We start from the raw sequence: 24,740 nt of genomic DNA on the forward strand, positions 1-24,740 counted from the left end.
ACTTAAAAGTTAGATACCATCGGTAAAAACGATATGTTCAGCATCGATCAGCTGCGTGCTTTTGTGAAAACCGTAGAAACAGGCTCGTTTTCCTCAGCAGCAAGAGAACTTGGCAAAGCACAATCGGTGATCAGTCAGCACATCATCAATATGGAATTAGATTGCGGGGTCGATCTCTTTGATCGTAGTGGACGCTATCCAAAACTAACCGCTAAAGGGGAAGAGTTAATGCCTTATGCACAAGCGACATTGATTCAGCTTGCTCGCATGAGTAGTAAAGCATCACAGCTCTATACCCCTGATGCCAACCAATTAATTTTGGCGATGGATGAAGGAATTCCACTCGCTAAACTGCCGATTGCTTTACGTCAATTAGAGCAAGCCTTTCCTCACCTTCAGGTCGAATGCTTAATGGCCTCGAGCCGTGATATTATTGAGTTAGTCGAATCAGGACGTGCCACAACTGGACTGATTTTAAGTGAACCAGACTTACCCACTTGCTTAGATTTTTTCAGTTTAGGTCATATCGCCTTTGATGTATTTGTCGCTAAACATCACCCACTGGCTAACATACCGATTACACACATTGATGAATTAAGACAATATCGACAGCTCACGGTGCGATCTAAAAACAGTCAATTTAGTAGCTTAAATCAAGCGTTTAGCCCGGACATTTGGTACACCGATAACTATTACACTGTTCTAGAATTGGCGGTGAACGGCTTTGGCTGGTCCTTTTTACCTAACCATCTCGCACAAAGCGTCCCGAATGCGCTGACCCGAATTAATGGCACATTCACCAACTTTGCATGGGAGGTCAATATTGACCTAATTCAACACCAAAAATGGAATACCGATCCTTTGCACCAGCAAGCACGTAAAGCCTTATTATCACTATTAAATGACATTATTGATAAAGATTAAATATAGTTAATAAAATCATCCACTATTAATTAAAAACTGTCAATAATAAATATTATTAAAAACATTAGAATATAATTACAATTTATATCTAATAAAAATCACCAATAGAAATTTAAAAAGAATTATACAAGTTATAATTACACCATTTAAAAACTAAGCTTACTTATACAGTAAGCTTAGTGCATGATATTAATTTGGTATTACCTTTCTTCTAAACAGAGAGCTTTTACTGTACTGCCTTCTTTAACTGGGGTTGTCATATCATTAATCCAGTCATCAACAGTAACTTTATATTGTCTTGAGAAAGCCTCTCTAACCGAAGCCCAACTTGCTGGGGAGAGTGAATACATCGCTTGTGATAATTCATACTCTGAATGGAAAGTAATAATGCCTTTTTTTTCTGTTGCTGATATTTGGAAAGTACTACTATAAAGACTAAACTGAACATTACCTGCTGAATCTACTTGTAATAAGTTTTGGGCAAAATTAGACATTTTTTCCGTCTGATTGGCATAGGACAACGCTGCAGAAACCAACCCTTGAACAGATTTTACTATTTGATTTTTATCACCTTTTTCTATACCCCAAAATCCATCCACAAATGAGTTAATCAATATATCCGCATTTTTGCTCTGCTGTTTTATTTGTGTCGTTGTCGCCCAATCTAAAGTTACAAAAGGCATCGAGCTAATATATTGAGTAAACTGAATAAAGTGGGTTTTATCGCCCTTACCATCTGGGTCTAATGGGTTATATTCCGCTTTGGTTCGACACATATTAACAGCTGTCTGCATACCATCAAAAATGCTTTGAGGTGCAGTACCTGGGGTTGATGCATTATTTGCTTGCTGTCTATAGTCACCGACAGCTTCTGCACGTGCAGGGTTCTCTATTTGAACACCTTCCATTCTTAGTAATGATGGCCTTTCAAATATCGACTGAGGTAAAAGAATTTTATCTGTACTAGTGATATGTTTAACCCATTCATTAGTTCTTCCTAATAAATTACTCATTTTAATATTTCCTTTATATTGATTAATACCAGTACTACTTAGTCCATTTGTTAGAGAACGAATACAGCTGACAGCGTCCCTACCAAATCATACTAAACTAGTTTTATATCAGATTTGTGATAATTCCATGAATACCTTTAGTTTAATTAAATGTTTTGGTTTTAATGCAAGTTAAAGCTCAGTTTAATATGTAATAACTATGTAACCGACTCTCCCTTTAGTGATCTTGTATATAGATTAGAATTTTAATACTCCTAATGTTTAAAAATGTTCTATGTCACTTGGAATTCGATCATTAAAATGTTTCATTTCACGAGATAAAACTATCATTACTATTACCTATCCATAACAAATAAGTATTTATTTTTACTCACTAAGCTAGATGACTGATGCTAATTTCATAAAATATTTTTCTTACTCTCTATAAATTTAGCGCTATACTGCTCGCCCCAATTTTAAGAGGAACGTTTTTGTGAACAATGAAACGTCAGTGATCATTGGCTTATGTAATCCGAAAAGCCCAACCAATGTCGGTGGTGTACTGCGTGCGGCGGGGTGTTATCAAGCTGATGCGATTCGTTATACGGGAACCCGTTACGACAGAGCAGTGAAATTGCAAACCGACACCAAAAACCGCCAAAATAGTATTCCCCTGATGGCAGTCACTGAGATTACCGACAATTTACCGTCCGCTACCAAGATTGTTTGTGTTGAACTGGCGGAAGGGGCAACGCCGCTGCCTGAATTTGTTCATCCGCCACAGGCGCTTTATGTATTCGGCCCTGAAGATGGCTCTATTCCTCAAGCTATCATTAATCAAGCTGATGAGGTGGTCTATGTCCCGACCGTGGGCTGTATGAATTTAGCCGCTAGTGTCAATGTGTTACTGTATGACCGACTTGCCAAAACTAACGCTGACATCGACCATCAACAGCAAATTATTACTAATCGCGATGTCAAAAACCGCTTGAAATTTCAGCGTGACAAACTCAATCAAGCGAATGATTAGCCGAAGACTCTCTATCTCTCCCCTCCTCACTGTGTTTTGATTCATTCGAACAAAAAGCCAGTACACTCTAATGTCATACTGGCTTTGCTGTGTAAATCATCGCGAATGGTGCATTAGACGATTTTCGGTTGCCCATCTGAGGCGGTTGCACCACCATCAACCGGTAAATTCACACCATTAATAAACGAGGCATCATCACTGGCTAAAAATGCGACTACCGCGGCAATCTCTTGTGGCTCAGCGGCACGTCCCAAAGGAATGCGTTCATTAAATTTATCCCGCACTGAATCCGGCCAACCATTGGTCATATTGGTTTTCACTAAGCTTGGGCATACCGCATTGATGCGAACGCCATCTAAACCATGGTCTAGCGCCATCGCACGCGTTAGATTGACGACGGCTCCTTTCGTTGCACAATAGAATGCGGCGCCCCAATCACCACCTAAACCAGAAACCGACGCGGTGTTAACAATGCAGCCACGGGTTTTCAATAACTCTGGTAAGGCAAATTTAGCGCAGTAAACCACACCATCGATATTGACTGCCGAAATTTTCTGCCAGTCTTCTACGCTACATTCCAGTACCGTTCCGGGAATATGAATCCCCGCATTGTTGACTAAAATATCCAGTTGACCAAAGCGCTCAACGCAGGCTTGAACCAAGGCGGCAACTTGCTGGGCATCTGATACATCTACTTTCTGCGCAGCAACACGTGATTTATCAAAATGCTCTAAAGCATTAAGCAACTGCTCTTGATCCCAGTCTGCTAGCATCAGTTGAACGCCTTCATCATACAAACGCTGTGCAATCGCTAAACCAATGCCATTAGCGGCACCGGTGATGATCGCGACTTTATTAATTAACCCTTTCATAGCAAAACTCCTTCATTATTGATTTGAAAAACAGGATCTTGATGCTGCTCACTACGAGCCTGCATTAATTTGTAGTTATCTGAGTAGTCCACTGGAATCGCGACAACTGCTGGCCCTTCTACTTCCATGGCTTGGCGAAGGATGGGCATTAATTGATCCGCTTGGGTCACGGCAAATCCATGCGCACCAAACGATTGCGCGTAAGCTTGAAAATCAATTGGGCCAAATTTTACCCCTGAGCTGCGTTGATATTTTTGTTGCTCCTGCATTTCTACCATGTTGTAAGCATGATCAACCCAGATAATATGGACAATGTTGCACTTTAAGCGCACCGCGGTTTCTAACTCCATGCTCGACTGCATAAAGCCACCATCACCAGAAACTGAAACCACCTTATGTCCCGGTTTTAATAAGCTCGCAGCAATCGCCCAAGGTAGCGCAACGCCCATGGTCTGCTGACCATTTGAAACCAACATCTGCCGAGCTCGAAAGCAGCTTAAATAGCGCGCAATCCAAATATGAAAGCTCCCCATATCAAGGCACAAGGTTGTATCGGGCGTAATGATCGCCTGCATGGTTTTAATCAAGCTCAAAGGATGAAAACCCGCCGCGCGCTGTTTAATCGGATAACTTTTGATGATATGCCTTTGCTGCGTCACTTCTTCTAAAATCGATAATGCTGTAGGCGATAAACGGACAAACTCCGTCATCTGTGCACAAAGGGCTTGTAACGTTGCTCCAATATGACCAATCATTTCAATACAAGGTTGGTAGTGTTGCTGGTACTGTGCTGGTTCAATATCAATATGGATGATCGGACAACGACGCGCATTCCATAGCTCTGGGTCGTATTCGATGGGGTTAAAGCCGATAGTGATAATTAAATCCGCATCTTGCAGTAACACATCTCCCGGCTGATTATTGAATAGTCCGACTCGGCCAGCAAAATGGTGATAGTAGTTAATATCCACCGCACCTGCCGCTTGATAAGTGCCAACCACCGGTAACTGCGTTTTTTGTAAAAATTGACTGATCATAGAGGCGGTGACTTGATCGCTCGCATGTAAGCCAAGTAACACCACGCAGCGCTGCGCTTTACTGATCCGATTGGCTGCCTCTTCAACAGCCGCTAAATCGGCATAACCGGTTGGGCGATAGCTAGGTGGGATGACTAAATCGGTCTCCGTTTGATCACTTAACACATCTTGCGGAACACTAATAAAACATGCGCCTTGACGACCAGACTCGGCAATTCGAAACGCGTTAGCCATGATTTCACTAGCCGCATCAACATGCTGGATCTCTGCGCTGTATTTGGTTACCGAGCGAAAAATGCTCACGGTATCCATACTCTGGTGAGTCTGTTTTTGCTGGTAAGTTCGTTTTACCGCACCACCAATAGCCAACATCGGGTCGCCCTCGGCGTTGGCCGTTGCGACGCCAGTCACTAAATTTCCACAGCCCGGCCCTGAGGTCGCCAAGGTGACTCCCGCTTTACCGGTTAAACGGCCCATGATACCAGCCATAAACGCGCCATTGGCTTCATGTCTCACCGGGATAAGCTCAATGCGGGTATCTTCAAGTGCGTCAAATAACCGATCAATTTTGGCACCGGGTATACCAAACACATAACGAACGCCTAAAGTTTCTAGCTGCTGTGCGATTAACTGCGCGCCATTGCGCAAGGTATGATGAGAGGACATAACGTTTCCTTTTTGACTGACAAAGTATTGGATTATTTTTCAGCCGCTTCGATGGCGGAATAAAGATCTTTTGGCATCAGATCGGCATCAAGAAACTCGCTCGATATCGGTGTATCAATCACTAAGCGCGACACACGACCGATTTGTAAAAAACCCGATGAAACAACGTAATCCTGAACATGGCCGCCGCCCGTTCTCGCTTGATCAATAAAGTGCTCATGGTAACCGGGGACATTAATCCCCGTGGTGTATCGCGGACTACGAAACCCCGCCATCACCCCCGATTGATGTTCAAAATGAAACGTTGGCTGCTGTTTGATCGCTTCGAGCATCGGCCGATAAGGGCGCTGCTGTTTAGGAACGGTGCGGGTTTGGACTAATGGAAAATCCCCTTCAAGCCGAATCGCGCAAAATACATTGTCACTAGGCACCAAGCGATCGATGAGCTGATGCACTTCCTGGCGAGTTAACGTGTCATTAATGGGCAATTCAATGTCTGGTTTAAAGAAAGTAAACACCGCAAAAGGCGTTTTTTGATCAAGTTGAGCAGGATGCGCGGAACCATTAGCGTGCAATTGGAATACTTGACTATCAAAAGCGATCAATTCGCCATCTAATTGATTAAAAGTCCCCAAACCAAAATCACCGTGTTTAAGCAGTTCAGCAATGGTTGTTGAACCTTCATAAACACCAGCAATTAAGGCGCTCATCAGCGAAGTTTGATAAATCTCCCCTTCTCCCGAACCTTGCTGATAATGAGCAAATTGTTGTGCAATTTGCTGAGGACAAGAACAGACCGCAGAGATAAAACGTTGCATCATTCAATCCTAATATGAACTAAAGCGTACATTTAGATTGACTTGCTATGCGCAACAAATCCAATATAAAAAAGATTTATTTTGATATGAAAAAAATATGGATGAACCATGGAATTTCGCTACATGAAGTATTTTGTCGCTGTCGCCAAAGCCAAGCATTTTACCCGCGCCGCTGAGCAGTTGGGCATCGCCCAGCCGCCACTCAGTCAACAGATCAAAAAGTTAGAGGATGAGCTTGGGGTAACTCTGTTTAAGCGTCTGCCTCGTGGTGTGGAGCTCACGGCTGCCGGTGAAGTGTTTTATCATGACGCGCAGCATATTTTAGAAGAAGTCGAACGCTGCCAACACAAGTTAGAACAAATTGCACGCGGTGAAAAACAAGAACTGCGTATCGGTTTTGCCTCCTCTACCGCCAGTAGCCGTAGCGTTTTAGAGAATATCCGCCAATTGCATGAACAGTGTCCAACTCTCCATTTAATTGCCGTTGAACACTCAATGCCTGAGCTCGTGACGTTACTTAAACAACAACGTCTAGAGCTGGCTTTTCTGCGCTTGCCTTGTTATGCCAGTGAGTCACTCAACCATCAGATCTTGTTTGATGATCCTTTTGTGGCTGTCATGCCCATTAATCATCGATTAGCCGCTCATTCAACACTTTATTTGGCGCAGTTGCATAATGAGAATGTGCTGATGTTTCCTAGAGATACTGGACCCGCGTTATACGATCGTATTGAGGCTGCTTTACATCATGCCGGCGTACATATAGCTCAGCCTTACGCTGCACCACAACTGCGTACCGCGATTACCATGGCACAAGCTGGTTTTGGTATCGCCATTGTACCGTTATCTTTAACTGAGCATCTCGATCAATCCGTCGTTATACAACATCTTAACGACATGCCTTTTGTCAGTCAGGTCGCATTAGTATGGAATAGCCGTCATCATCACCCGTTAATTAATTCCAGCATTCAATGTATGCGCAGCCCTACTAAACAGTGATCGACACCGTCACAAAGACGTATAATCAGCATGATAATTTTAACCGGACCCAACCATGACTCAATTAACTTTATTTTATGATGCCACTTGCCCATTGTGCGTTAAAGAAATGGATACTCTTAGGCGACTAGATAAAAAACAATCGCTTAAGATGATTGATATTTATAGTGAGGATATTGTCGCTTATCCACAGATTGATATTGAGCAAGCAGGCATTATTTTGCACGGATTAAACGAATCACAGCAACTGATTCTCGGCTTAGACGCGGTGCATCGTGCTTGGCAATTGGTCGGAAAAGGTTGGATTTATGCTCCACTACGTTGGCGATTGATTAAACCTTTGGCCGATAAAGCGTATTTGTATTTTGCCAAACACCGTTATCGTTTCTCGTTTTGGTTAACTGGCACCGCTAAATGCACTAATAACCAATGTTCGCGTTAACTATTTTTCTTTAGCGCCTAGATTGACATCAATTGAAAGCCAGTTGCTTGTGCAAAGCGCGATCGCTCTTGCATTGTCAGTGGATATGATCAGATACTTAGCCTATCAATACTGCTCAATCATTTTCTAGTGACCGAATACTAATACTCCGCCGATCTCGCTAACCAGATCGTGCCATCGGTTACTGGCTGTGGTTGTATCGTAATGTCCAAACCGACGTCATGAATGAGAGCAGCAACTCTCTTTATCAATCGACGGAAAGATAAGGCCTACTTTGAAAAATTCCAGACCTCACAACGCAGATCATCAACAGACATTCTTCTTTTTAGATTATGAAACGTGGGGGACGAGCCCAGCCAAAGATCGTCCCAGCCAGTTTGCTGGTGTGCGTACCGATATGGACTTTAATATCATTGGCGAGCCGCTGGTCATCTATTGTCAACTGCCCAGCGACTATTTGCCCTCACCAGAAGCCGCTTTGATAACGGGTATTACGCCACAAAAAGCGATGGCAGAAGGGTTGCCAGAACCAGAATTTATTGCCCGCATTCATGCTGAACTGGCCACACCGAATACCACCAGTTTAGGCTATAACAGCATTCGTTTTGATGATGAAGTAACTCGCTATACCTGTTATCGGAATTTTATTGACCCCTACGCTTGGAGTTGGCAACAAGGCAACTCACGCTGGGATTTACTTGATGTGATGCGTGCTTGTCATGCTTTGCGCCCAGAAGGTATTGAATGGCCTGAAAACCAAGAAGGCTTTACCAGTTTTAAACTGGAGCACCTTTCTAAAGCCAATGGTATAGAACACAGCAATGCTCACGATGCGATGGCTGATGTGATTGCCACCATTGAGCTCGCAAAAAAAATCAAAGCAGCACAGCCTAAGCTGTTTGATTATTTCTTATCGATGCGCCATAAGCGTAAGCTGATTGATTTGGTTGATATTGTTAACATGACGCCATTAATGCATGTCTCTGGCATGCTAGGACGTGAGCGCAGTTACACCAGTTGGGTTGTACCTATTGCTTGGCACCCCACCAATCAAAATGCCGTAATCGTGGTCGATTTGGCGAAAAATCCCGAGCCGTTATTCGAGTTAACCAGCGAGCAACTCTTACAGCGCCTCTATACTAAACATGATGACTTGGCAGAGGGTGAGCTACCTGCGCCAGTTAAGTTGATTCATTTGAATAAGTGCCCCATTTTAGCCCCAGCGAAAACCCTTACCGCTGAAAATGCCGCCACCATAGGTATTAACCGCGAGCAGTGCTTGGCTCATCTTTCGCAAATTCGTCAACAACCAACATTGCGTGAAAAGTTAGTGGATGTGTTTAGTGCTGAACGTGATTTTTCAGCCAGCAGTGATGTCGATAGCCAACTCTATGATGGGTTCTTTTCTCCTTCCGATCGCGCGGCAATGGACATTATTCGCTCTGCGGCGCCGGAGTCACTCGCTGACTTAGATATTCAATTCAGTGATCAACGCATTGCGCCCCTGCTGTTTCGTTATCGAGCTCGTCATTATCCTTGGACACTCAATGAAACAGAACAGCGCCGCTGGGCAAGCCATTGTCAAGATTACTTTGCTACTCAGTTACCAAGTTATATGCTCAACTTAGAAAATTTGGTCGAGCAACATCAACACGATGCTAAAAAAATCGCCATACTGAAAGCAGTGTATCATTATGTTGAAGCGCTGGCTTCTTAAACGGCTTATAAAAAGAAGGCTTTATTAACGCTATGATACCTAACTTAGCCAAATTATTGAAAACGACCGCGCAGTACGTAGTCTCAATGGGACTGATTTTCCTCTGTCTTTGGGCTGGAGTTAGCCTACAACATTGGTTAGGAATTACGATTCCAGGCAGTATTTTTGGCTTGTTGATTTTATTTGCTTTACTGGCTAGCGGTCTCGTTCCCGTCGACTGGGTTCGGCCCAGCGCGCATCTTTTTATCCGTTATATGATTTTGCTGTTCGTACCGATCAGCGTCGGTTTGATGGTCCATTTTGATAGGTTATCCGCTAATCTTTGGCCGATTCTCGCCAGTGCGATTGGCGGTACCGCTTTGGTTTTAGTTTCTCTTGGCTATGTGCTTGATCGCTTTCTCAAAAGAGGCAAAAAATAATGTGGTTACTGGTTACGCTGATGGTGTTTTTTTTCGCTCGCTGGGTAGCACAAAAATACCGTTCACCTTTGGTCAACCCATTGTTGATCTGCATCGCTATCTTAATTCCGTTACTGATCGTTTTAGAGGTTCCTTACCAAGTCTATTACGCCGATAACCATTGGATCAGTGATTTACTCCAGCCAGCCGTCGTGGCGCTCGCTTATCCCCTCTATGAGCAATTACCACAAATCCGTTCGAATTGGCGGATTATTCTATTAGCCTGTGGGGTGGGAAGTATTATGTCCATGCTCACGGCCAGTATTATTGCCTTATCAATGCAAGCGGATGTCGCGTTAGTCGCTGCCTTGATGGGCAAATCCGTCACCACACCGATTGCCATGGAAGTGAGCAGTAATTTGGGTGGAGAGCCCGCTATCGCCGCCATTCTTGTCCTGTTGGTGGGGTTATTTGGCGCAATTATGGCCTACCCGATTTATAACCTGCTTCATATTACCCACCCGATTGCCAGAGGCTTAACCACAGGGACTGTTGCTCATGCTCTGGGTACTGCAACCTGTGCTGAAAAAGATCCTCGAGACGCGGCGTTCAGCTCTTTGGCTCTTGTGCTCTGTGGTGTAATCACCTCCATTTTAGCTCCCGGCTTGTTTGCTTTTAGTCTATGGCTTTTTTATTAAACTCGCCTTGTTGAGGTTTTGGGGAATTCGATGGGTATTATGTGTGACCTCACTCTAATTATGAAAAATGAAATCAATTTACATTTAAAAAAGTGACAAAAATCACAGATTGGCCGCGATAATTATCTAAAATGGAGCTCAATTGACCAATTAAGGATGAATTATGCATAGCCGAATTGAACAGGCATTATCACCAATGCCAGCCGCGCTTACCGAGTATCTAACGCCCATCGTCACGGCTGATCATTTTGATGCCACCCTTTCTGCTGATCAATTCAATCAATTACTCGCCTTATCGGGATTAAGTGACGCCGATCTCAGAGTCGCTTTATTGCCACTCGCTGCCGCTTATGCGTACGTACCTATTTCAAATTTTCATGTGGGGGCGATTGCTCGAGGAGTGAGTGGACGACTCTATTTTGGCGCTAACATGGAATTCTCTGGAGCACAGCTAGGACAAACGATTCATGCAGAGCAAGCCGCGATCAGCCATGCGTGGATGAAGGGTGAACAAGGTCTAGCCAGTATGACCGTCAACTATAGTCCTTGTGGTCACTGCCGACAGTTTATGAATGAACTGAACACAGCTCCCTCTTTAACCATTCAACTGCCACAACGTGAAGAGAAGTCCTTACAGTATTATTTACCTGAATCTTTTGGTCCAAGTGATTTGGGAATTCAATCTGCACTAATGACCCCGATTGATCATGGTTACCGTAGTGATGATCAAGATGCGTTAATTCAAACCGCCATCAGCGCACTCAACCGTAGCCATGCCCCTTATACTAATAATCTCAGTGGCGTAGCTTTGCGCAGTGCTTCTGGTGCTGAATACAGCGGCGCTTATGCCGAGAATGCCGCTTTTAATCCAAGCTTACCACCGTTACAAGTCGCGTTAATCCAATTGCGTATGGCAGGGGAAGAATTCACCGACTTAGCGGGCGCTGCATTAGTCGAGATGGCACAAGGTCAAATCAGCCATTTAGCCGATACACAAGCCACGTTAGAAACGATTAATCCAGACCTTCCATTGTCTTATCTTGCGTTGTAACCATGACGTTCCAACCCTACATCGCTCATCGGTTTAGGGTTGGAGTAGTGTCAAAAAATGCCCCTTTGCCTGCTCCGAAGTCATCGGCTTATAAAAATAGTATCCTTGGATTTCATCAATATCCCACACCAGCAATTGCCTAAGCTGATCGGCACTTTCAACACCTTCAGCAACCGTCGTCATACCCAGCTCTTGAGCCATATAGATAATATTTTTAATCAGTATTTGCGCTTTTTGATTATCTTCCAGACGATCAATATAAGATTTGTCCAATTTGACAATGTCTAATGGGAAATTACACAACGAACTAAAAGAAGAATAACCGGTACCAAAATCATCGAGGGCAAGTTGCACTCCTAGAGCTTTAATGGTTTGCATCCGTTGAATGATATCTTCTTCTGCACCCAATAAAATACTTTCTGTTAATTCAAGCACCAGTTGCCTAGGATGCAGTTGGTAATGATGAATCAGACGTTTTAATGTATCAACTAAGCTATTATGATGAAAATGTGGACTGGAAATATTGACATGAATACTCAAATGATGACTTTCATGGTGAGGTAAACTCCGAATAAATTGGCAAGCTTTATCAAGGATTTGTTCTCCGAGCTCAACAATTAATTTTCTCTGCTCAGCCACAGGAATAAAAACTTCAGGGAAAAGCAAACCAAGCTGTGGATGCTGCCAACGAGCAAGCGCTTCAAAACCTACTAATTCACCCGATGAGGCTTTTACAATCGGCTGATAATAGGCCATAAATTGGCCTTCTTTTAGCGCAGAGATAATATCTCGATGTATCACTAATAATGTCTCTGCGCGTTGAGTATCTTCTGCACTGACCATAGTGACAAATACACTGGAGCGATGGTGAATCGCCGCATAATCAGCACCACGAGATAAACGCTCAAAATCCTTCACCCCAATAGACGAAGAGACTAAAGTCGCTTTTAAGCCAAGATCGCACTCAATATCTTCTAGCACAATTTTCTGGCGATAAATCGTTAAAATGCGATTGCCCTTTTGTATTAACTCATCTTGGGAATCCGTACTCAATACCATAAAGGCATGCTCACTCACCCGTCCTATCGAGAGATCAGGAAATGTATGTTTTAAAGTCGTCGCAAGATGCTGCACAGCCCTATCATAATAATCATGACCATATACCGCCTCTATCTCTTTTAATCGTGCTGCGTATAAGTAAAGAATACTAACCGGAGGGTGATTAAGTAATAATTGATTCGCATTGTCCACCAACGTAGGACGATTTAATAAACCTGAAACGGGATCATAATGGGTTAAGGTTTGGATTAATGCCGCTTGCTGCTTTTGCTCACTGATATCCTTCACCGATAACATAATAGACGTTTGATCACGATCATTGAGTAACGCTGCTTCAACCGAACAGATGATCTCAGTACCATTACTGCGCTTCATGGCTGTTTCAAAGTGATGCTGCCCTTGACTGAGTAAACGATAAAATTGATCGGAGCCACATTGAGTGTTGTGGCATCCACAGATACTGCCTATCGGTTGCCCAATCAGTTGCTCACGTTGAAACCCTAACAACATTAACAAGGTAGGGCTGACATCCACGATGATCTTATCAGTTAATAGGATCATCCCAACCGTATGTCCATGGTATAATGCGTCAAATTTTTGTAGTGTTTCTTGCAGTTTTTCTTGAGTTTGTGTTGAAGACTCGGCAAGTGCACTCACCCATTGAGTAATACGATCAAACTCATCAGTGTGTTTGTTCTTTATCGGAGCATCGACCGAGCTTAATAAGCTTTGCATCCCCTTCTCAAAATAACTGAATCGTTTACTGACGGTTATCCAAAAAATACCGTACATTCCTAGAGCAATAGCACTTGTAACCACCGTCATCACTACGATCAAACGAAAGAAAACTATTTTCGCTTGTTGAAAATACATTCTGGGTTCTATGGTTTTTAAGACACCAATCGGCTCATTTACAGCGCTTTTAAGTAGAGAATAGTGCGTTAAAAACTGTTCTGTTCGCTCAATGACCAATGAAGGTTCCGAAACACTCACCTCTGTCCACCATGTTAATGCTTCAGAATCGGTAATCAGTTGATTGTCAGCCATTAAAATCGCTTGATAACGTTCAGGAAAACGTGCGGTCAAATCTTGAGCCCAAAGCATCCAACCGACCATGTCACTTTGACCACTATTATCTCTTACTGATGTGAGGCTTATAACCCATAGTTGCTGATCAACACGAATAAGACCGGAAAAACTTTGTTTATCACTATCTCTTCGTCTTTCCATCAAATGTAAATATTCTGTCACACTGTCCGAATTCAGCATTTGATCGGTAATGTGGCTAACCTCTGAGTCTGAAAAGCGTCCATAGGCTAACGAAAGCGTTCCCATCGGCTTAAGAAACACCATAATATCGACACCTAAAATATCTAAGCTTTCCTGTGTTAAATTACGTTCGACGTAAACCGTATCCTTATCAATCAAAAATAAATAAGTTTCATCCCAATGAGCCCAATCATAAGAGGCCTCTTCTTGACTCTTAATAATCGATTCAATCACCGATGCGGCCTGAGTGCTCGCTCGTCTAACCTCCATATTTTCTAACTCATATAAGCTATATAAGAAAAAATACCGAGTCAGCAATAAACTACTGAGCACTACGCCGACTAAACCTAGAGCAAAAAGTAAAGCTGTCTTTATTTCTAAATTAACCTTACGGATCATCGTCGTCTCTTCATTAACATCGCTCTTAGATATCCGATTTTAGTTGTTAAAACCGACACGTAACGTGATATTGCTCCACGATAAGTTAAGTATCCGACTAAAACCACCCATTTCACTTATTTCAATACCAACAGTATGGACTATCTCTGATCATTTCGCCGTTATGAAGCCTATGCCGTTGAGGTTTTAACGATCGATAATCGAGTGTTATCCTATGCCGCAAACGTTTTCTTTTTCATACCGTTCCAGTATCATTGCCGCTGTTTTTATCTCTCAAGCGAAAGTCAATGTCATTTTGGCATTGAGTATGAATAAGGATTCTTTATGTTGGGAACGGCTACTCTCAATAGTGCAACACGGGTATTATTACTTGGTTCAGGCGAACTCGGTAAAGAAGTCGCTATTGAATGTCAACGTCTTGGTTTAGAAGTCATTGCTTGTGATCGCTATGCGAATGCCCCTGCAACGCAAGTCGCACATCGCTACCATGTATTCGATATGCTTGATCCACAAGCGCTGCAGCAAGTCATCGAGCAAGAGCAACCTCACTATATCGTGCCTGAAGTGGAAGCCATCGCCACGGATAAGCTGCTCGAATTAGAAACTCAAGGTTTCAGCGTTATCCCGACCGCAAAAGCGACTCAATTGACGATGAACCGAGAAGGCATTCGTCGTCTCGCAGCTGAGCAGTTATCGCTACCAACCTCCAATTATCAATTTGCTGATAGCTATGAGCAATTCGTGCTCGCTGTCGAGCAAATCGGCTTACCTTGTGTCTGTAAACCGATCATGAGCTCTTCTGGTAAAGGTCAAAGTGTTTTAAAAAGCCCAGAAGATATTGAACAAGCCTGGCACTATGCTCAACAAGGCGGACGTTCAGGTGCAGGTCGAGTGATCGTCGAAGGTTTTGTTGATTTTGATTATGAAATCACTTTATTAACGGTTCGCGCTATCGATGGTGTCCATTTTTGCGCTCCTATCGGTCACCGACAAGAAGAGGGTGATTATCGTGAGTCTTGGCAGCCACAAGCAATGTCCGAAAATGCCTTAAAAGCCGCAGAATATGTTGCCGAGGAAATTGTTAATGCGCTTGGTGGCTATGGATTATTTGGTGTTGAATTGTTCGTCAAAGGCGACCAAGTCATTTTCAATGAGGTCTCCCCTCGCCCACACGATACCGGCATGGTCACGATGATTTCACAGGATTTATCGGAATTTGCACTGCATGTTCGCGCTTTTATCGGTTTACCCGTCGGAGCGATAACTCAATATGGGCCTTCAGCTTCAGCCGCAATTCTTGGTCAAGGTATCTCAAACAACATCCAATTTTCAGGATTGGATGATGCGCTAAGTGTACCAACCGCTCAGGTTCGTCTATTTGCGAAACCTGAGATTAATGGGCGTCGTCGTTTAGGTGTCGCTTTAACACGTGGTAAAACGACGACCGAAGCCACAGATCGAGCCATAGAATGCGCTAAAGCGATTAGTATTGAGTACTAATCGTATTACTGTCACTCAACAATAAATCGTGTCGATAACAAAAACAGCGTTCTCATTATGATCAGTAATGAGAACGGCAACACTATTTGATTTTTTCTATCGTCTCCGCAACGTACACCGCACCCTTACGTATTTCTTCAATCAATGTTTTGGTAATACTTAACTGGTTATTACACTCTGTCACCTTGGAACGCACACTGTCTAAACTCGCTTCTGAGGTTGTCGTTAATTCGGTATTTCTTTTTACAATGGCACTGATTTCATCGGTCGCTTTAGAGGTATTGGCTGCAAGTGAGCGGACTTCATCGGCAACGACCGCAAATCCACGGCCATACTCGCCAGCCCTCGCCGCTTCAATCGCCGCATTCAATGCCAATAAGTTGGTTTGATCAGCGATACTAGAAATGGTGGTCACAATTTGCACAATCTGTTTAGATTGCCCAGCTAATTGCCCCATTAGCTCATTGGCTTTATTGACCGTAGCTTCAATATCTTGTGCACTAGCAGCCGCATCGGCCACCATTTTTGAACCATCATGAGTTAGAGAAACCGTTTCTTGAGAACGCTGCTCGGCAATCAGAGTGACTTCTTCTATCCGTTTTGACCTTTGTATTCTATCGGTTATATCACTAGCAAATTTAGTAACTCGAACGATCTTACCTTGATCATCAAAAATCGGATTGTAGGTCGCTTCGATCCAAATTTCTTGCCCGCTTTTGGTTAAACGACTGAACGTTCCCGATTGAGATTGCCCTTGAGCAAGCTGCTGCCAAAACGTTGAGTAAGCAGGTGAATCACTCAGTTTTTTAGCACAGAACATTCGATGATGATGCCCTTTAATCTCTTCTAAACCATACCCTGTGACTTGTAAGAAAAGCTTATTCGCAAATAACACTTCACCTCGGGGTGTAAACTCGATGTAAGCGGTATGATTACCGATTGCCGCAAGAATATCGCCCGCGGCGATTAACTGGTCACGCTCTTGAGTAACTTGTTTTAATTGTTTGGACTGCTGATTAAAAAACATAAAACGATCCTTATTATCTACGGCTAAGGCTGAGGCTCAAAATAGAGCCTAATTAACAAATCCTTGATTACAGTTTATATCATTATGCCGAAAAGCCTTGGCTCTTTATGTTTTTATTAACCAGACCTCTTCAGCAAAATAACTGACTCCTTTTTTGACGCTTTCCGGATGCTGTGCATCCACTTCATCACGAGCTAAACGTTGGATATCAAAGCCATTAAATAACTGACGAATTTCTTGTTCATTAACACTAAATGGTGGGCCACTGCGCTCTTCTTGAGGATAATCCAAACTGATCAGCAATATTCTACCTCCCGGCTTCAGTAAGCTTTTTAAGCGCTCAGCATAGTGTACTCGCATCTCTTCTGGGAGAGCGATTAAGGCCGCGCGATCATAAATAATATCAACCGGAGTCAATGGCGCGGTAAAAATATCCCCAGTATAAAGAGTCAGTTCATCAAATTGATAACTCTCATGCTGTGCAGACAGTTGAGTCACTAATGGCGTATAAAAATGTTCAGCAAAAAAGGCTCTTACTGCTATTGGGCTAAGCTCAACACCTTGAACCTCATCATGTCTAGCGGCTAGCCAGACTAAGTCTTCACTTTTTCCACACAAAGGAACAAAAACGTTATCGCTACGTTGGGGTAACGTCGCTGACCAATATTCCATGAGTAATGGATTAACGTCATCAAGATGGAAACCAAGCTGATTCGCCGCCCATTTGTTATGCCAAAATTCTGGATCTCTCATTTTTCTCAACCATTGTATTATTCAAAGACGACTAGCTTACTGATACGCTAAAGTACGCAAAAGGCTGCATTATGCTGTTGTCATCAATAAGGCTCAACATCAAATGTGAAGGATATACATTTCTTTACATTCGAATGCGGAACTGTGGACCCAATCAAGAGTCTCAACACTGTGACCAAAGCCATATTATTGAAATAGAGAAGATACTTTAGGTTGAATTCGTTTCAGTCACCCCAACTTAAACCTTAGTGGCTTCTGTTTGTTGTTGGATTAGCGTTCTTTTAAGTCCTTCTTTTGACCTAAACAACGCAAGCTAAGGAGAATGAATGAGTCTATTGCTAAGAACGACGGCCCTCATGCTATTCATGTTAAGCCGAGCCCCTGCCTTCGCCGCAACCATTCCGGTCAATGTATCGTCTCAAACGCCCCAAGGAGAATATCAAAATGAAATCAATGCCCAACGCTTTAAGCATAGTTTAAGTGGTTTATACGGTATCCAAACCACGCATCACTCGGTCATTCAACCATACAGTAACTTTGATGAACTTTATCAAAAAGCGAGTGACGCTCAACTAGAGCTAGAAGCCTTATGTACTGGTACTGCAATGCTCACATCGGCTCAAGCCCTATTTTCTGGAACTAAATCTCGTTCAAGAGCGCTCGAAAAAATCGCATTAGAACTCAATGGCCAACCAGAACGAATTACTGATTTAGCACGCGCGACCATCATTGCTGACGATGTACCAAGTTTAGTCGAAGCTTATGAGGTGTTAGGACGCGAAGCGAGGATCGTGAAAGTAAAAAATCGCTTTAAAACACCAGCAGCCTCTGGCTACCGTGATTTAAATCTCTTAGTCGAATTACCAAAAAGTAAAATTATTGCCGAAGTTCAATTGCACTTAAAAGCCATCGCGGAAGTCAAAAGTGGCCCAGAGCATGCTTTATACGAACAAATACAGCATATCGAACGTAACGCCAGCCAAGAGCAAAGACCACTCACCGATTGGGAAGTAGCCAAAATCCATCAAATTCGCCATCAATCTCTCAACTTATATCAACAGGCTTGGCAGCCGTACATTACGACAAATATCCAAGCGGCTTAATTATCTCGATCACAATAAAGAACGCAGAGTCTAGATGGCTCTGCGTTCTTTTGTTGATGTTTTGTCTATGAACTCATTAGTTTTTGAGCAAACTAAACTGAGTTCCATGATTTTTATCGTGATTAATCGAAATAAACCACTAAGTCAACATTCTCACCTCGTGCTTGCGCATCCAAAGTGAAGTAGATATAACCGGCTTTTTCTATTGGCATCGATAGATATTCATGACTGTCTGATCGCACAGAGTTCCATTGATAGTCATCTCTACTTGGCCATGTGACTTGGCTTGCAAAGAGATCAACATTATTCGTGGTGGATTGTGTTGGCGTCATCCATATTTGGACACGTTGAACACCTTCAGGGACGTAAATCGCTGCATAACGACGCTGATTCACCATTAAGTTCTGTTTGACCTCAGCCTCAAGGCGTATCGGGTTCAAATCGTCAACTTCATGGTTTGGGGTGCTAGTTTGGTCATATTGGATCTGTGCCAATAGCTTGACATCAGAAAACGCCGCTCTCCCAGTGACACTAATATAATAACGACCAGCTTGTACATAACCATCCGCTTGAGGCTTAAAACTTAATCTCTCATTACTACCAAGGGCAACATTACTGAATTGATAATCATAATAATGAGCGACTTTTTCATAACTCATGTATAAGTCCGCATCACCTTGCCCATCAATCGTAACCTGAAAGCTTAACGTGCGCTCAGGAACATCAATATAATAAAGTTGCTCAGAAAGATAATTACCGTGCAATATTATCGCTTGATTAGCCTCTAACTCTATCGGCTGTGCCTCTTGTGGCTGCTCAGGTGTTGGATCAATCGAGGGTTGCTCATCAACATTTAAGGTATCCAACCAGCGCGAAAAGTCCTCATCATATTGAGTACCTAATTGTTTCACCACTTCTGCCCACTGTGCATATTGACCTTGTCTTGCCAACGCCAGCAAGCGATCCACCTCTTGAGGATGCACTTCTAACATATAGCGCACTGCGAGATAACCCCAACGATAAATACGATTAGTATCATGAGAATAGGTGGTCGCCATAACATCAGAAAGGCTCATTTTCGCCTGTTGAATCGTGCGAATAGCAGCATCGTAACCTTGTTTATAATGCATGTATTCCGCAAAACCTTCTAACCACCAGACAATATGTCCATGAGCAAGGTTTTCGCCAAAACCGCCATATAAGTTAAATCGTCCATCCAAATAGTGGACATATTCATGTTCAAGGTTAAGAATTGATAGCGCATCTTCACCGTTAGCATAGCGATAAGCGATAAATCGTGCTCGATTATTCGGATCGGCTGGATTGCCCTCTAGATACTGACCACCATTATCCGTCGTGTTATTAAACAAAAATGCGGAATAATCGACGTAACTTTGGTTATTCGCAAACACCACAACTTCTACTTTGTCATTCAAATCGTCGGCTACCGGTAGACCACCGCTGTTGACAACCTGATGGAAATCTTGCTCTTTCGCGTTGAGAACCGAACAGACTTCACGCTCTTGTTGTATGGTCAAATCTTGCGAACGAACAATCGCTGGGCCATCACATTGGTGCCTATTAGGTAATATACGCGCTGCTAGGTTGTCTTTTTGCGCTTCTATATTTATATCGGCAATCGCTTCTGGGGCGAAGTGCTGGAGCATCTCTACCGCTGCCAACCATAGCGTTTCATGTTCACTACCTAACGGGTAACGTTGTAACGTATCTAGCATCACTTGTTTCGCTTGTTGGCGAGTAACTAACTGAGAGGAAGCCAGTAACCGTCCTGTTTCTCGAATCGCATTAAAAACTAAAAATTTTGCGTCGGTGGTTAATGCCCACTGATTGTTTTGCGCAAACCGCTCCAAAGTATCAATATGTTGTGGATTGTGAGCTAAATATTGATAAAACTCATCTCGTCCGATATGACCGGCCATAGCTCTAAATAAATTATTTAAGCCATCAACCCATTGAGTATTTTGCGCAGTATCGGGGGTAAAGTGCTCTAATAACGCCATCATACTGTCCATCGTCAATGGCAGTTGTTTAATGCTATCCGTCATCAAACTCATGTTTTTAAAGGCACTAACTTGCTCTCGGCCTTGATTAACCACATGAGGAGAGCGCAGAAACTGATTGATTGTTTGTGCAATTCGCTCGTTTAATGCTTGAGAAAATGGCTGATGTTCACCTTGGGCATAAAAACGCACATAATAAGCAGCACGAATAAATTCACTTAAATTATTAATGATCTTCGCTTGATCCGCCTGCCCTTGATACTGACCAACGTGAGTCATTAAGTCACGCTGAATGGCTGCAATACTCTGCTCGCTGTATAAATCGTTGAGGCTATCTACTCCAGCGCTATACCATGAACTATAGCAAGTGTGGTCTGCATGTTTAATACTGGCTAACCGATCATCGGCCTGAGCTAATTCAGAAAAATAACAATGGTTATCAGCTAAACTGGCCGAAGAAAAAGCCAATAAACAGGCTAGCATTAATGGATGTTGACGACGTAAAGAAAAAGGAACCATATAACTCACTCCAAAGCGTAAGTGAGCTTTCCTAACGACTTGGATAAAAACCTAATTAGGTACGCCATTCATAGAATGGCCATTCTATAGCCAATTAAGACGGTACAGACATTGGTAGCATCCAGTTGCTTAGGTAAGCTTAAACTTAGGCGCTTTATTATTGATTGAACAGAGGCGTGGTTATACGGATAACGGCGGGGATATGAAACTGGGTTAATTTAAAAACAAGAGACTGCTTCCAAAACAGAAGTTAAGAAAGGCTTTTCTATCAACAGGTTAAGTAAAAACACCGAGGCCATACTTAACGTATGGCCTGATGCGATGTATTACTATTTTACCACTTGAATATTTTCGACACGGGCTTTTAACTTCTGTCCTGGACGAAATGTAACGACACGCCGAGCTGAAATCGGAATATCTTCTCCAGTTTTAGGGTTTCGACCTGGCCTTTCACTTTTATCTCGCAGATCGAAATTACCGAAACCAGACAGTTTTACTTGTTCGCCATTCTCAAGTGCTTTACGAATTTCTTCAAAAAATACTTCCACCGTGTCCTTGGCATCCCGTTTACTAAACCCTAGTTTTTCGAACAGGTTTTCAGCCAAATCGGCTTTTGTGAGCGCCATAAACTTTCCTCAAAGCTAGGTTAAACTTTGCTGCATTAAGCAGCATAAAAATCATTTTTGTTCAACCAATCAAAGACATATCGGCTCTGTTGAAAAGTGTATGCCAAGCTTATGATTTTCGCCAACTTTTTTATTATGAAGGATATCGACTGGGAAGCCTTTAGAATGGTACATTTTGCATACAGTCATGAAATTAAAAACTTAATTGATTAAAAATAAAAAATTTAAATCTAAATTTATACATAAAATAAGACAATTAAAGACTATAACACTAAAAACACAAACCTTATCTTTATTGATCTCGATCTGAAATTTTTGTAAATAATCTTAAAAATCATACTGTTGTTTTTATAATTCTAAAAATTAGACCTAAAAAAAGCAGATCGACTTGATCTGCTTTTTGGTTTACTGAATGTATCTTATCTATTTAGTCTCGCAGTGTTGCAGAGTACTGTTCAGCCACCGCTTGAACAATATTGTTCACTGCAGCAGTGATATCCGCATCTTCTAGCGTTCGCTCTGCCGATTGTAAGATAAGCGCAATAGCTAAGCTCTTCTTACCCTCCTCAACACCTTTACCAACGTAAACATCGAACAGTTTAGCATCGCGTAATAACGAGCCACCCGCCGATTGACAAGTAGCAACGATGTCACCAGAAGCAACATTTTGATCGACAACGAGAGCAATATCACGGCGATTTGCAGGGAACTTAGATAGAGCGACGGCTTCAGGGATCACTTTGGTATTAATCGCTGACCATTCGATTTCAAATACGATTGTACGACCATTTAAACCAAATTTACGCTCAAGTTCTGGATGAACGGTACCAATCACGCCGATCTCTTTACCATCCAGCACAATCGCAGCCGCCTGACCAGGATGCAATGCCGGATGCTGCGTTGCCGTAAACTGATAAGCTAGGCCATTCGCAGTTAAATCGAGGATTGCTTCTACATCGCCTTTTAAATCAAAGAAATCAACGCTAGCCGTTTCCATGTTCCAATGTTCATCACCACGAGTACCAGCGATCACACCAGCCAGCATAGGCTCTTGACGCATACCATTTTCAGCAGCTTGATCGGGAATAAAACGCAAACCTTGCTCAAACAAACGTACGCGCGGCTGTTGACGTTTCTGGTTGTGCACCACCGTATTCAGCAAGCCTTGGATTAAGCTAAGGCGCATCGCTGACATATCGGCAGAAATTGGGTTTGGTAAAATGAGTGGTTCTATATTCGGAACCACTAGTTTTTGCTGTTCCGGTTCAACAAAGCTATAAGTGATGGCTTCGTGATAACCACGATCCACTAACAAATCACGCACACGCTTGAGCGGTAAACGCGCTTCTTTGTGGGCATTCATATTCAATGCCGCTTGAGGAGCTTGATTAGGAATATTGTCATAGCCATAAATACGGCCAATTTCTTCAACTAAATCTTGCTCGATAGCGATATCAAAACGCCAAGTTGGTGCAGTCGCTTGCCAACCTTGTGACGTGGTTTCTACTTGCATACCAAGACGTTGTAGAATTTCGACCACATCGGCATCGGCAATAGTATGGCCAAGTAAATTATCCAATGTCGTCCGACGTAGAGTCACTTGATTCGCACTTGGGAGATGCTGATCAGATTGTGCAGCAACAATAGGAGCCGCTTGACCACCACAAATATCAATCAATAGTTGGGTAGCACGCTCAAGAGCCGCTTGCTGTAACTCGTAGTCTACACCACGTTCAAAGCGCATCGACGAATCAGTATGTAATCCATAACGACGAGCACGACCGCGGATATGATCTGGCGCGAAGAAAGCCGACTCTAATAACACATCTTGCGTGCTTGAACTTACCCCAGAATGCTCACCACCAAATACACCTGCAATCGCCAGTGGTTTGTTATGGTCAGCAATCAATAAGGTATCAGGATTGAGCGTCGCTTCTGTGCCATCGAGAAGAGTTAGCTTTTCATCTTGCTCAGCAAGACGTACCACAATACCGCCCTCAATCTTTGCCAAATCAAACGCATGCATTGGCTGGCCTTGCTCTAGCATCACATAGTTAGTGATGTCGACAATCGGATCGATCGAACGAATACCGCAACGGCGTAACTTTTCCTGCATCCATAATGGAGTGGCGGCGTTCACATTAACGTTTTTGACAATTCGTCCAAGATAACGCGGACAAGCCGCAGGTGCTTGGATATCAATCGTTAGGCTATCGTTAATTGACGCCGCTACAGGAGCAACCGATGGCTCAATAATATCCAGACGGTTAAGTACGCCAACTTCACGCGCCAATCCCCGCAAGCTGAAACAATCAGCACGGTTAGCCGTAAGGTCGACATCGATAGTGACATCATTAAGACCTAAAAACTCACGAAAATCACAGCCAATCGGCGCATCTTGCGCTAATTCCATAATCCCGTCTGATTCAATGTCAATCCCTAACTCTGAGAATGAACACAACATGCCGTGAGAAGGCTGGCCACGTAATTTGGCTTTCTTAATTTTGAAATCGCCAGGCAGTACAGCACCAACGGTAGCAACCGCGACTTTCAGGCCTTGACGGCAGTTGGCTGCGCCACAAACGATATCGAGTAATTCGTCTTCACCGACATCGACTTTAGTGATACGCAGTTTATCAGCGTCAGGATGTTGACCACATTCAACCACTTGGCCAACTTTAACACCGTTAAACACGCCAGCAACAGGGAGAACGTCATCGACTTCTAACCCTGCCATAGTAATTTGATGAGTCAATTCGTCAGTGCTAACCGCAGGGTTTACCCACTCACGAAGCCAAGATTCGCTAAATTTCATAGTGA

Annotated in this window: 20 protein-coding genes and 1 pseudogene; 10 read left to right on the plus strand and 11 right to left on the minus strand. The window is 43.0% G+C overall.

Annotation, left to right across the window (positions count from 1 at the left end; all coding sequences use genetic code 11):
* The first annotated feature begins 33 nt into the window (after positions 1 to 33).
* Positions 34 to 924 carry a LysR family transcriptional regulator gene (locus tag VIB_RS07755; RefSeq protein ID WP_004395400.1) on the plus strand — a complete coding sequence of 297 codons (891 nt, stop codon included), beginning with the start codon at positions 34 to 36 and terminating at the stop codon, positions 922 to 924.
* A gap of 200 nt (positions 925 to 1,124) precedes the next feature.
* Here the strand turns inward: VIB_RS07755 and VIB_RS07760 are convergent, their stop codons facing one another.
* Positions 1,125 to 1,937: a hypothetical protein gene (locus VIB_RS07760; RefSeq protein ID WP_004395401.1), complete on the minus strand. Its 813-nt coding sequence runs from the start codon at positions 1,935 to 1,937 to the stop codon at positions 1,125 to 1,127.
* Positions 1,938 to 2,409: 472 nt separating this feature from the next.
* Between VIB_RS07760 and VIB_RS07765 the strand changes: the two genes are divergently transcribed.
* Positions 2,410 to 2,946: an RNA methyltransferase gene (locus VIB_RS07765; protein ID WP_004395402.1), complete on the plus strand. Its 537-nt coding sequence runs from the start codon at positions 2,410 to 2,412 to the stop codon at positions 2,944 to 2,946.
* A 113-nt stretch (positions 2,947 to 3,059) separates the two neighbouring features.
* Here VIB_RS07765 and budC read toward each other — a convergent pair whose 3' ends face one another.
* From budC to budA, 3 genes are read right to left on the minus strand one after another with little or no spacing between them, the layout of a single operon-like run.
* Positions 3,060 to 3,818 carry a meso-2,3-butanediol dehydrogenase gene (budC, locus tag VIB_RS07770; protein WP_004395403.1) on the minus strand — a complete coding sequence of 253 codons (759 nt, stop codon included), beginning with the start codon at positions 3,816 to 3,818 and terminating at the stop codon, positions 3,060 to 3,062.
* Positions 3,815 to 5,521, minus strand: coding sequence for an acetolactate synthase AlsS (alsS, locus tag VIB_RS07775; protein WP_004395404.1), 1,707 nt, complete (start codon positions 5,519 to 5,521; stop codon positions 3,815 to 3,817). The genes budC and alsS overlap by 4 nt, the downstream gene beginning before the upstream one ends.
* 32 nt (positions 5,522 to 5,553) lie before the next feature.
* On the minus strand, positions 5,554 to 6,339 hold the full coding sequence (budA, locus tag VIB_RS07780; protein WP_004395405.1) for an acetolactate decarboxylase: 786 nt from the start codon (positions 6,337 to 6,339) through the stop codon (positions 5,554 to 5,556).
* Positions 6,340 to 6,447: 108 nt separating this feature from the next.
* Between budA and VIB_RS07785 the strand changes: the two genes are divergently transcribed.
* The 6 genes from VIB_RS07785 to cdd all read left to right on the plus strand — a co-directional run bounded on the left by VIB_RS07785 (position 6,448) and on the right by cdd (position 11,644).
* Entirely contained in the window at positions 6,448 to 7,338 is an 891-nt protein-coding gene (locus VIB_RS07785; RefSeq protein ID WP_004395406.1) for a LysR family transcriptional regulator, read from the plus strand.
* 55 nt (positions 7,339 to 7,393) lie between these two features.
* Positions 7,394 to 7,780: a thiol-disulfide oxidoreductase DCC family protein gene (locus VIB_RS07790; protein WP_040904359.1), complete on the plus strand. Its 387-nt coding sequence runs from the start codon at positions 7,394 to 7,396 to the stop codon at positions 7,778 to 7,780.
* A gap of 274 nt (positions 7,781 to 8,054) precedes the next feature.
* The gene (gene sbcB, locus VIB_RS07795; protein ID WP_004395408.1) at positions 8,055 to 9,497 is read left to right on the plus strand and encodes an exodeoxyribonuclease I; all 1,443 of its coding nucleotides are present in this window, start codon (positions 8,055 to 8,057) and stop codon (positions 9,495 to 9,497) included.
* Positions 9,498 to 9,529: 32 nt separating this feature from the next.
* Positions 9,530 to 9,916, plus strand: coding sequence for a CidA/LrgA family protein (locus VIB_RS07800; RefSeq protein WP_115152724.1), 387 nt, complete (start codon positions 9,530 to 9,532; stop codon positions 9,914 to 9,916).
* The gene (locus VIB_RS07805; RefSeq protein ID WP_004395409.1) at positions 9,916 to 10,593 is read left to right on the plus strand and encodes a CidB/LrgB family autolysis modulator; all 678 of its coding nucleotides are present in this window, start codon (positions 9,916 to 9,918) and stop codon (positions 10,591 to 10,593) included. The genes VIB_RS07800 and VIB_RS07805 overlap by 1 nt, the downstream gene beginning before the upstream one ends.
* A gap of 163 nt (positions 10,594 to 10,756) precedes the next feature.
* On the plus strand, positions 10,757 to 11,644 hold the full coding sequence (gene cdd / locus VIB_RS07810; RefSeq protein WP_004395410.1) for a cytidine deaminase: 888 nt from the start codon (positions 10,757 to 10,759) through the stop codon (positions 11,642 to 11,644).
* Positions 11,645 to 11,677: 33 nt separating this feature from the next.
* Here cdd and VIB_RS07815 read toward each other — a convergent pair whose 3' ends face one another.
* Positions 11,678 to 14,371, minus strand: a complete 2,694-nt coding sequence (locus tag VIB_RS07815; RefSeq protein ID WP_004395411.1) for an EAL domain-containing protein — start codon at positions 14,369 to 14,371, stop codon at positions 11,678 to 11,680.
* Between the two features lie 324 nt (positions 14,372 to 14,695).
* On the opposite strand from VIB_RS07815, the gene purT reads away from it, so the two are divergent.
* Positions 14,696 to 15,871, plus strand: coding sequence for a formate-dependent phosphoribosylglycinamide formyltransferase (gene purT / locus VIB_RS07820; RefSeq protein ID WP_004395412.1), 1,176 nt, complete (start codon positions 14,696 to 14,698; stop codon positions 15,869 to 15,871).
* A gap of 82 nt (positions 15,872 to 15,953) precedes the next feature.
* On the opposite strand, the gene VIB_RS18340 is transcribed toward purT, so the two are convergent.
* From VIB_RS18340 to VIB_RS07830, 3 genes and pseudogenes are all read right to left on the minus strand, one after another.
* A complete protein-coding gene (locus VIB_RS18340) occupies positions 15,954 to 16,394 on the minus strand; it encodes a methyl-accepting chemotaxis protein (protein WP_244262433.1) in 441 nt (146 codons plus the stop codon).
* 87 nt (positions 16,395 to 16,481) lie between these two features.
* Positions 16,482 to 16,898 (minus strand): annotated as a pseudogene (locus tag VIB_RS18345) (PAS domain-containing protein); the annotation flags it as partial.
* 105 nt (positions 16,899 to 17,003) lie between these two features.
* Positions 17,004 to 17,651, minus strand: coding sequence for a thiopurine S-methyltransferase (locus VIB_RS07830; protein WP_004395414.1), 648 nt, complete (start codon positions 17,649 to 17,651; stop codon positions 17,004 to 17,006).
* A gap of 326 nt (positions 17,652 to 17,977) precedes the next feature.
* On the opposite strand from VIB_RS07830, the gene VIB_RS07835 reads away from it, so the two are divergent.
* Positions 17,978 to 18,754: a RelA/SpoT domain-containing protein gene (locus VIB_RS07835; protein ID WP_004395415.1), complete on the plus strand. Its 777-nt coding sequence runs from the start codon at positions 17,978 to 17,980 to the stop codon at positions 18,752 to 18,754.
* 122 nt (positions 18,755 to 18,876) lie between these two features.
* Here the strand turns inward: VIB_RS07835 and VIB_RS07840 are convergent, their stop codons facing one another.
* The 3 genes from VIB_RS07840 to pheT form a co-directional block, all read right to left on the minus strand.
* Positions 18,877 to 21,294 (minus strand): M9 family metallopeptidase, encoded by a 2,418-nt coding sequence (locus VIB_RS07840; protein WP_004395416.1) that lies wholly within the window; start codon positions 21,292 to 21,294, stop codon positions 18,877 to 18,879.
* Positions 21,295 to 21,623: 329 nt separating this feature from the next.
* Positions 21,624 to 21,920 (minus strand): integration host factor subunit alpha, encoded by a 297-nt coding sequence (ihfA, locus tag VIB_RS07845; RefSeq protein WP_004395417.1) that lies wholly within the window; start codon positions 21,918 to 21,920, stop codon positions 21,624 to 21,626.
* A 427-nt stretch (positions 21,921 to 22,347) separates the two neighbouring features.
* Positions 22,348 to 24,735 (minus strand): phenylalanine--tRNA ligase subunit beta, encoded by a 2,388-nt coding sequence (pheT, locus tag VIB_RS07850; protein WP_004395418.1) that lies wholly within the window; start codon positions 24,733 to 24,735, stop codon positions 22,348 to 22,350.
* Between the last annotated feature and the right edge of the window lie 5 nt (positions 24,736 to 24,740).

The organism is Vibrio metschnikovii CIP 69.14, from assembly GCF_000176155.1.
GTDB classification, from domain to species: domain Bacteria; phylum Pseudomonadota; class Gammaproteobacteria; order Enterobacterales; family Vibrionaceae; genus Vibrio; species Vibrio metschnikovii.

Coding starts and splice junctions, on each gene's coding strand:
- VIB_RS07755 (WP_004395400.1), top strand. CDS start 34: ATGTTCAGCATCGATCAGCTGCGTGCTTTTGTGAAAACCGTAGAAACA.
- VIB_RS07760 (WP_004395401.1), bottom strand. CDS start 1,937: ATGAGTAATTTATTAGGAAGAACTAATGAATGGGTTAAACATATCACT.
- budC (WP_004395403.1), bottom strand. CDS start 3,818: ATGAAAGGGTTAATTAATAAAGTCGCGATCATCACCGGTGCCGCTAAT.
- alsS (WP_004395404.1), bottom strand. CDS start 5,521: ATGTCCTCTCATCATACCTTGCGCAATGGCGCGCAGTTAATCGCACAG.
- budA (WP_004395405.1), bottom strand. CDS start 6,339: ATGCAACGTTTTATCTCTGCGGTCTGTTCTTGTCCTCAGCAAATTGCA.
- VIB_RS07785 (WP_004395406.1), top strand. CDS start 6,448: ATGGAATTTCGCTACATGAAGTATTTTGTCGCTGTCGCCAAAGCCAAG.
- VIB_RS07790 (WP_040904359.1), top strand. CDS start 7,394: ATGACTCAATTAACTTTATTTTATGATGCCACTTGCCCATTGTGCGTT.
- VIB_RS07800 (WP_115152724.1), top strand. CDS start 9,530: ATGATACCTAACTTAGCCAAATTATTGAAAACGACCGCGCAGTACGTA.
- VIB_RS07805 (WP_004395409.1), top strand. CDS start 9,916: ATGTGGTTACTGGTTACGCTGATGGTGTTTTTTTTCGCTCGCTGGGTA.
- cdd (WP_004395410.1), top strand. CDS start 10,757: ATGCATAGCCGAATTGAACAGGCATTATCACCAATGCCAGCCGCGCTT.
- VIB_RS07815 (WP_004395411.1), bottom strand. CDS start 14,371: ATGATCCGTAAGGTTAATTTAGAAATAAAGACAGCTTTACTTTTTGCT.
- purT (WP_004395412.1), top strand. CDS start 14,696: ATGTTGGGAACGGCTACTCTCAATAGTGCAACACGGGTATTATTACTT.
- VIB_RS18340 (WP_244262433.1), bottom strand. CDS start 16,394: ATGGTGGCCGATGCGGCTGCTAGTGCACAAGATATTGAAGCTACGGTC.
- VIB_RS07830 (WP_004395414.1), bottom strand. CDS start 17,651: ATGAGAGATCCAGAATTTTGGCATAACAAATGGGCGGCGAATCAGCTT.
- VIB_RS07835 (WP_004395415.1), top strand. CDS start 17,978: ATGAGTCTATTGCTAAGAACGACGGCCCTCATGCTATTCATGTTAAGC.
- VIB_RS07840 (WP_004395416.1), bottom strand. CDS start 21,294: ATGGTTCCTTTTTCTTTACGTCGTCAACATCCATTAATGCTAGCCTGT.
- ihfA (WP_004395417.1), bottom strand. CDS start 21,920: ATGGCGCTCACAAAAGCCGATTTGGCTGAAAACCTGTTCGAAAAACTA.
- pheT (WP_004395418.1), bottom strand. CDS start 24,735: ATGAAATTTAGCGAATCTTGGCTTCGTGAGTGGGTAAACCCTGCGGTT.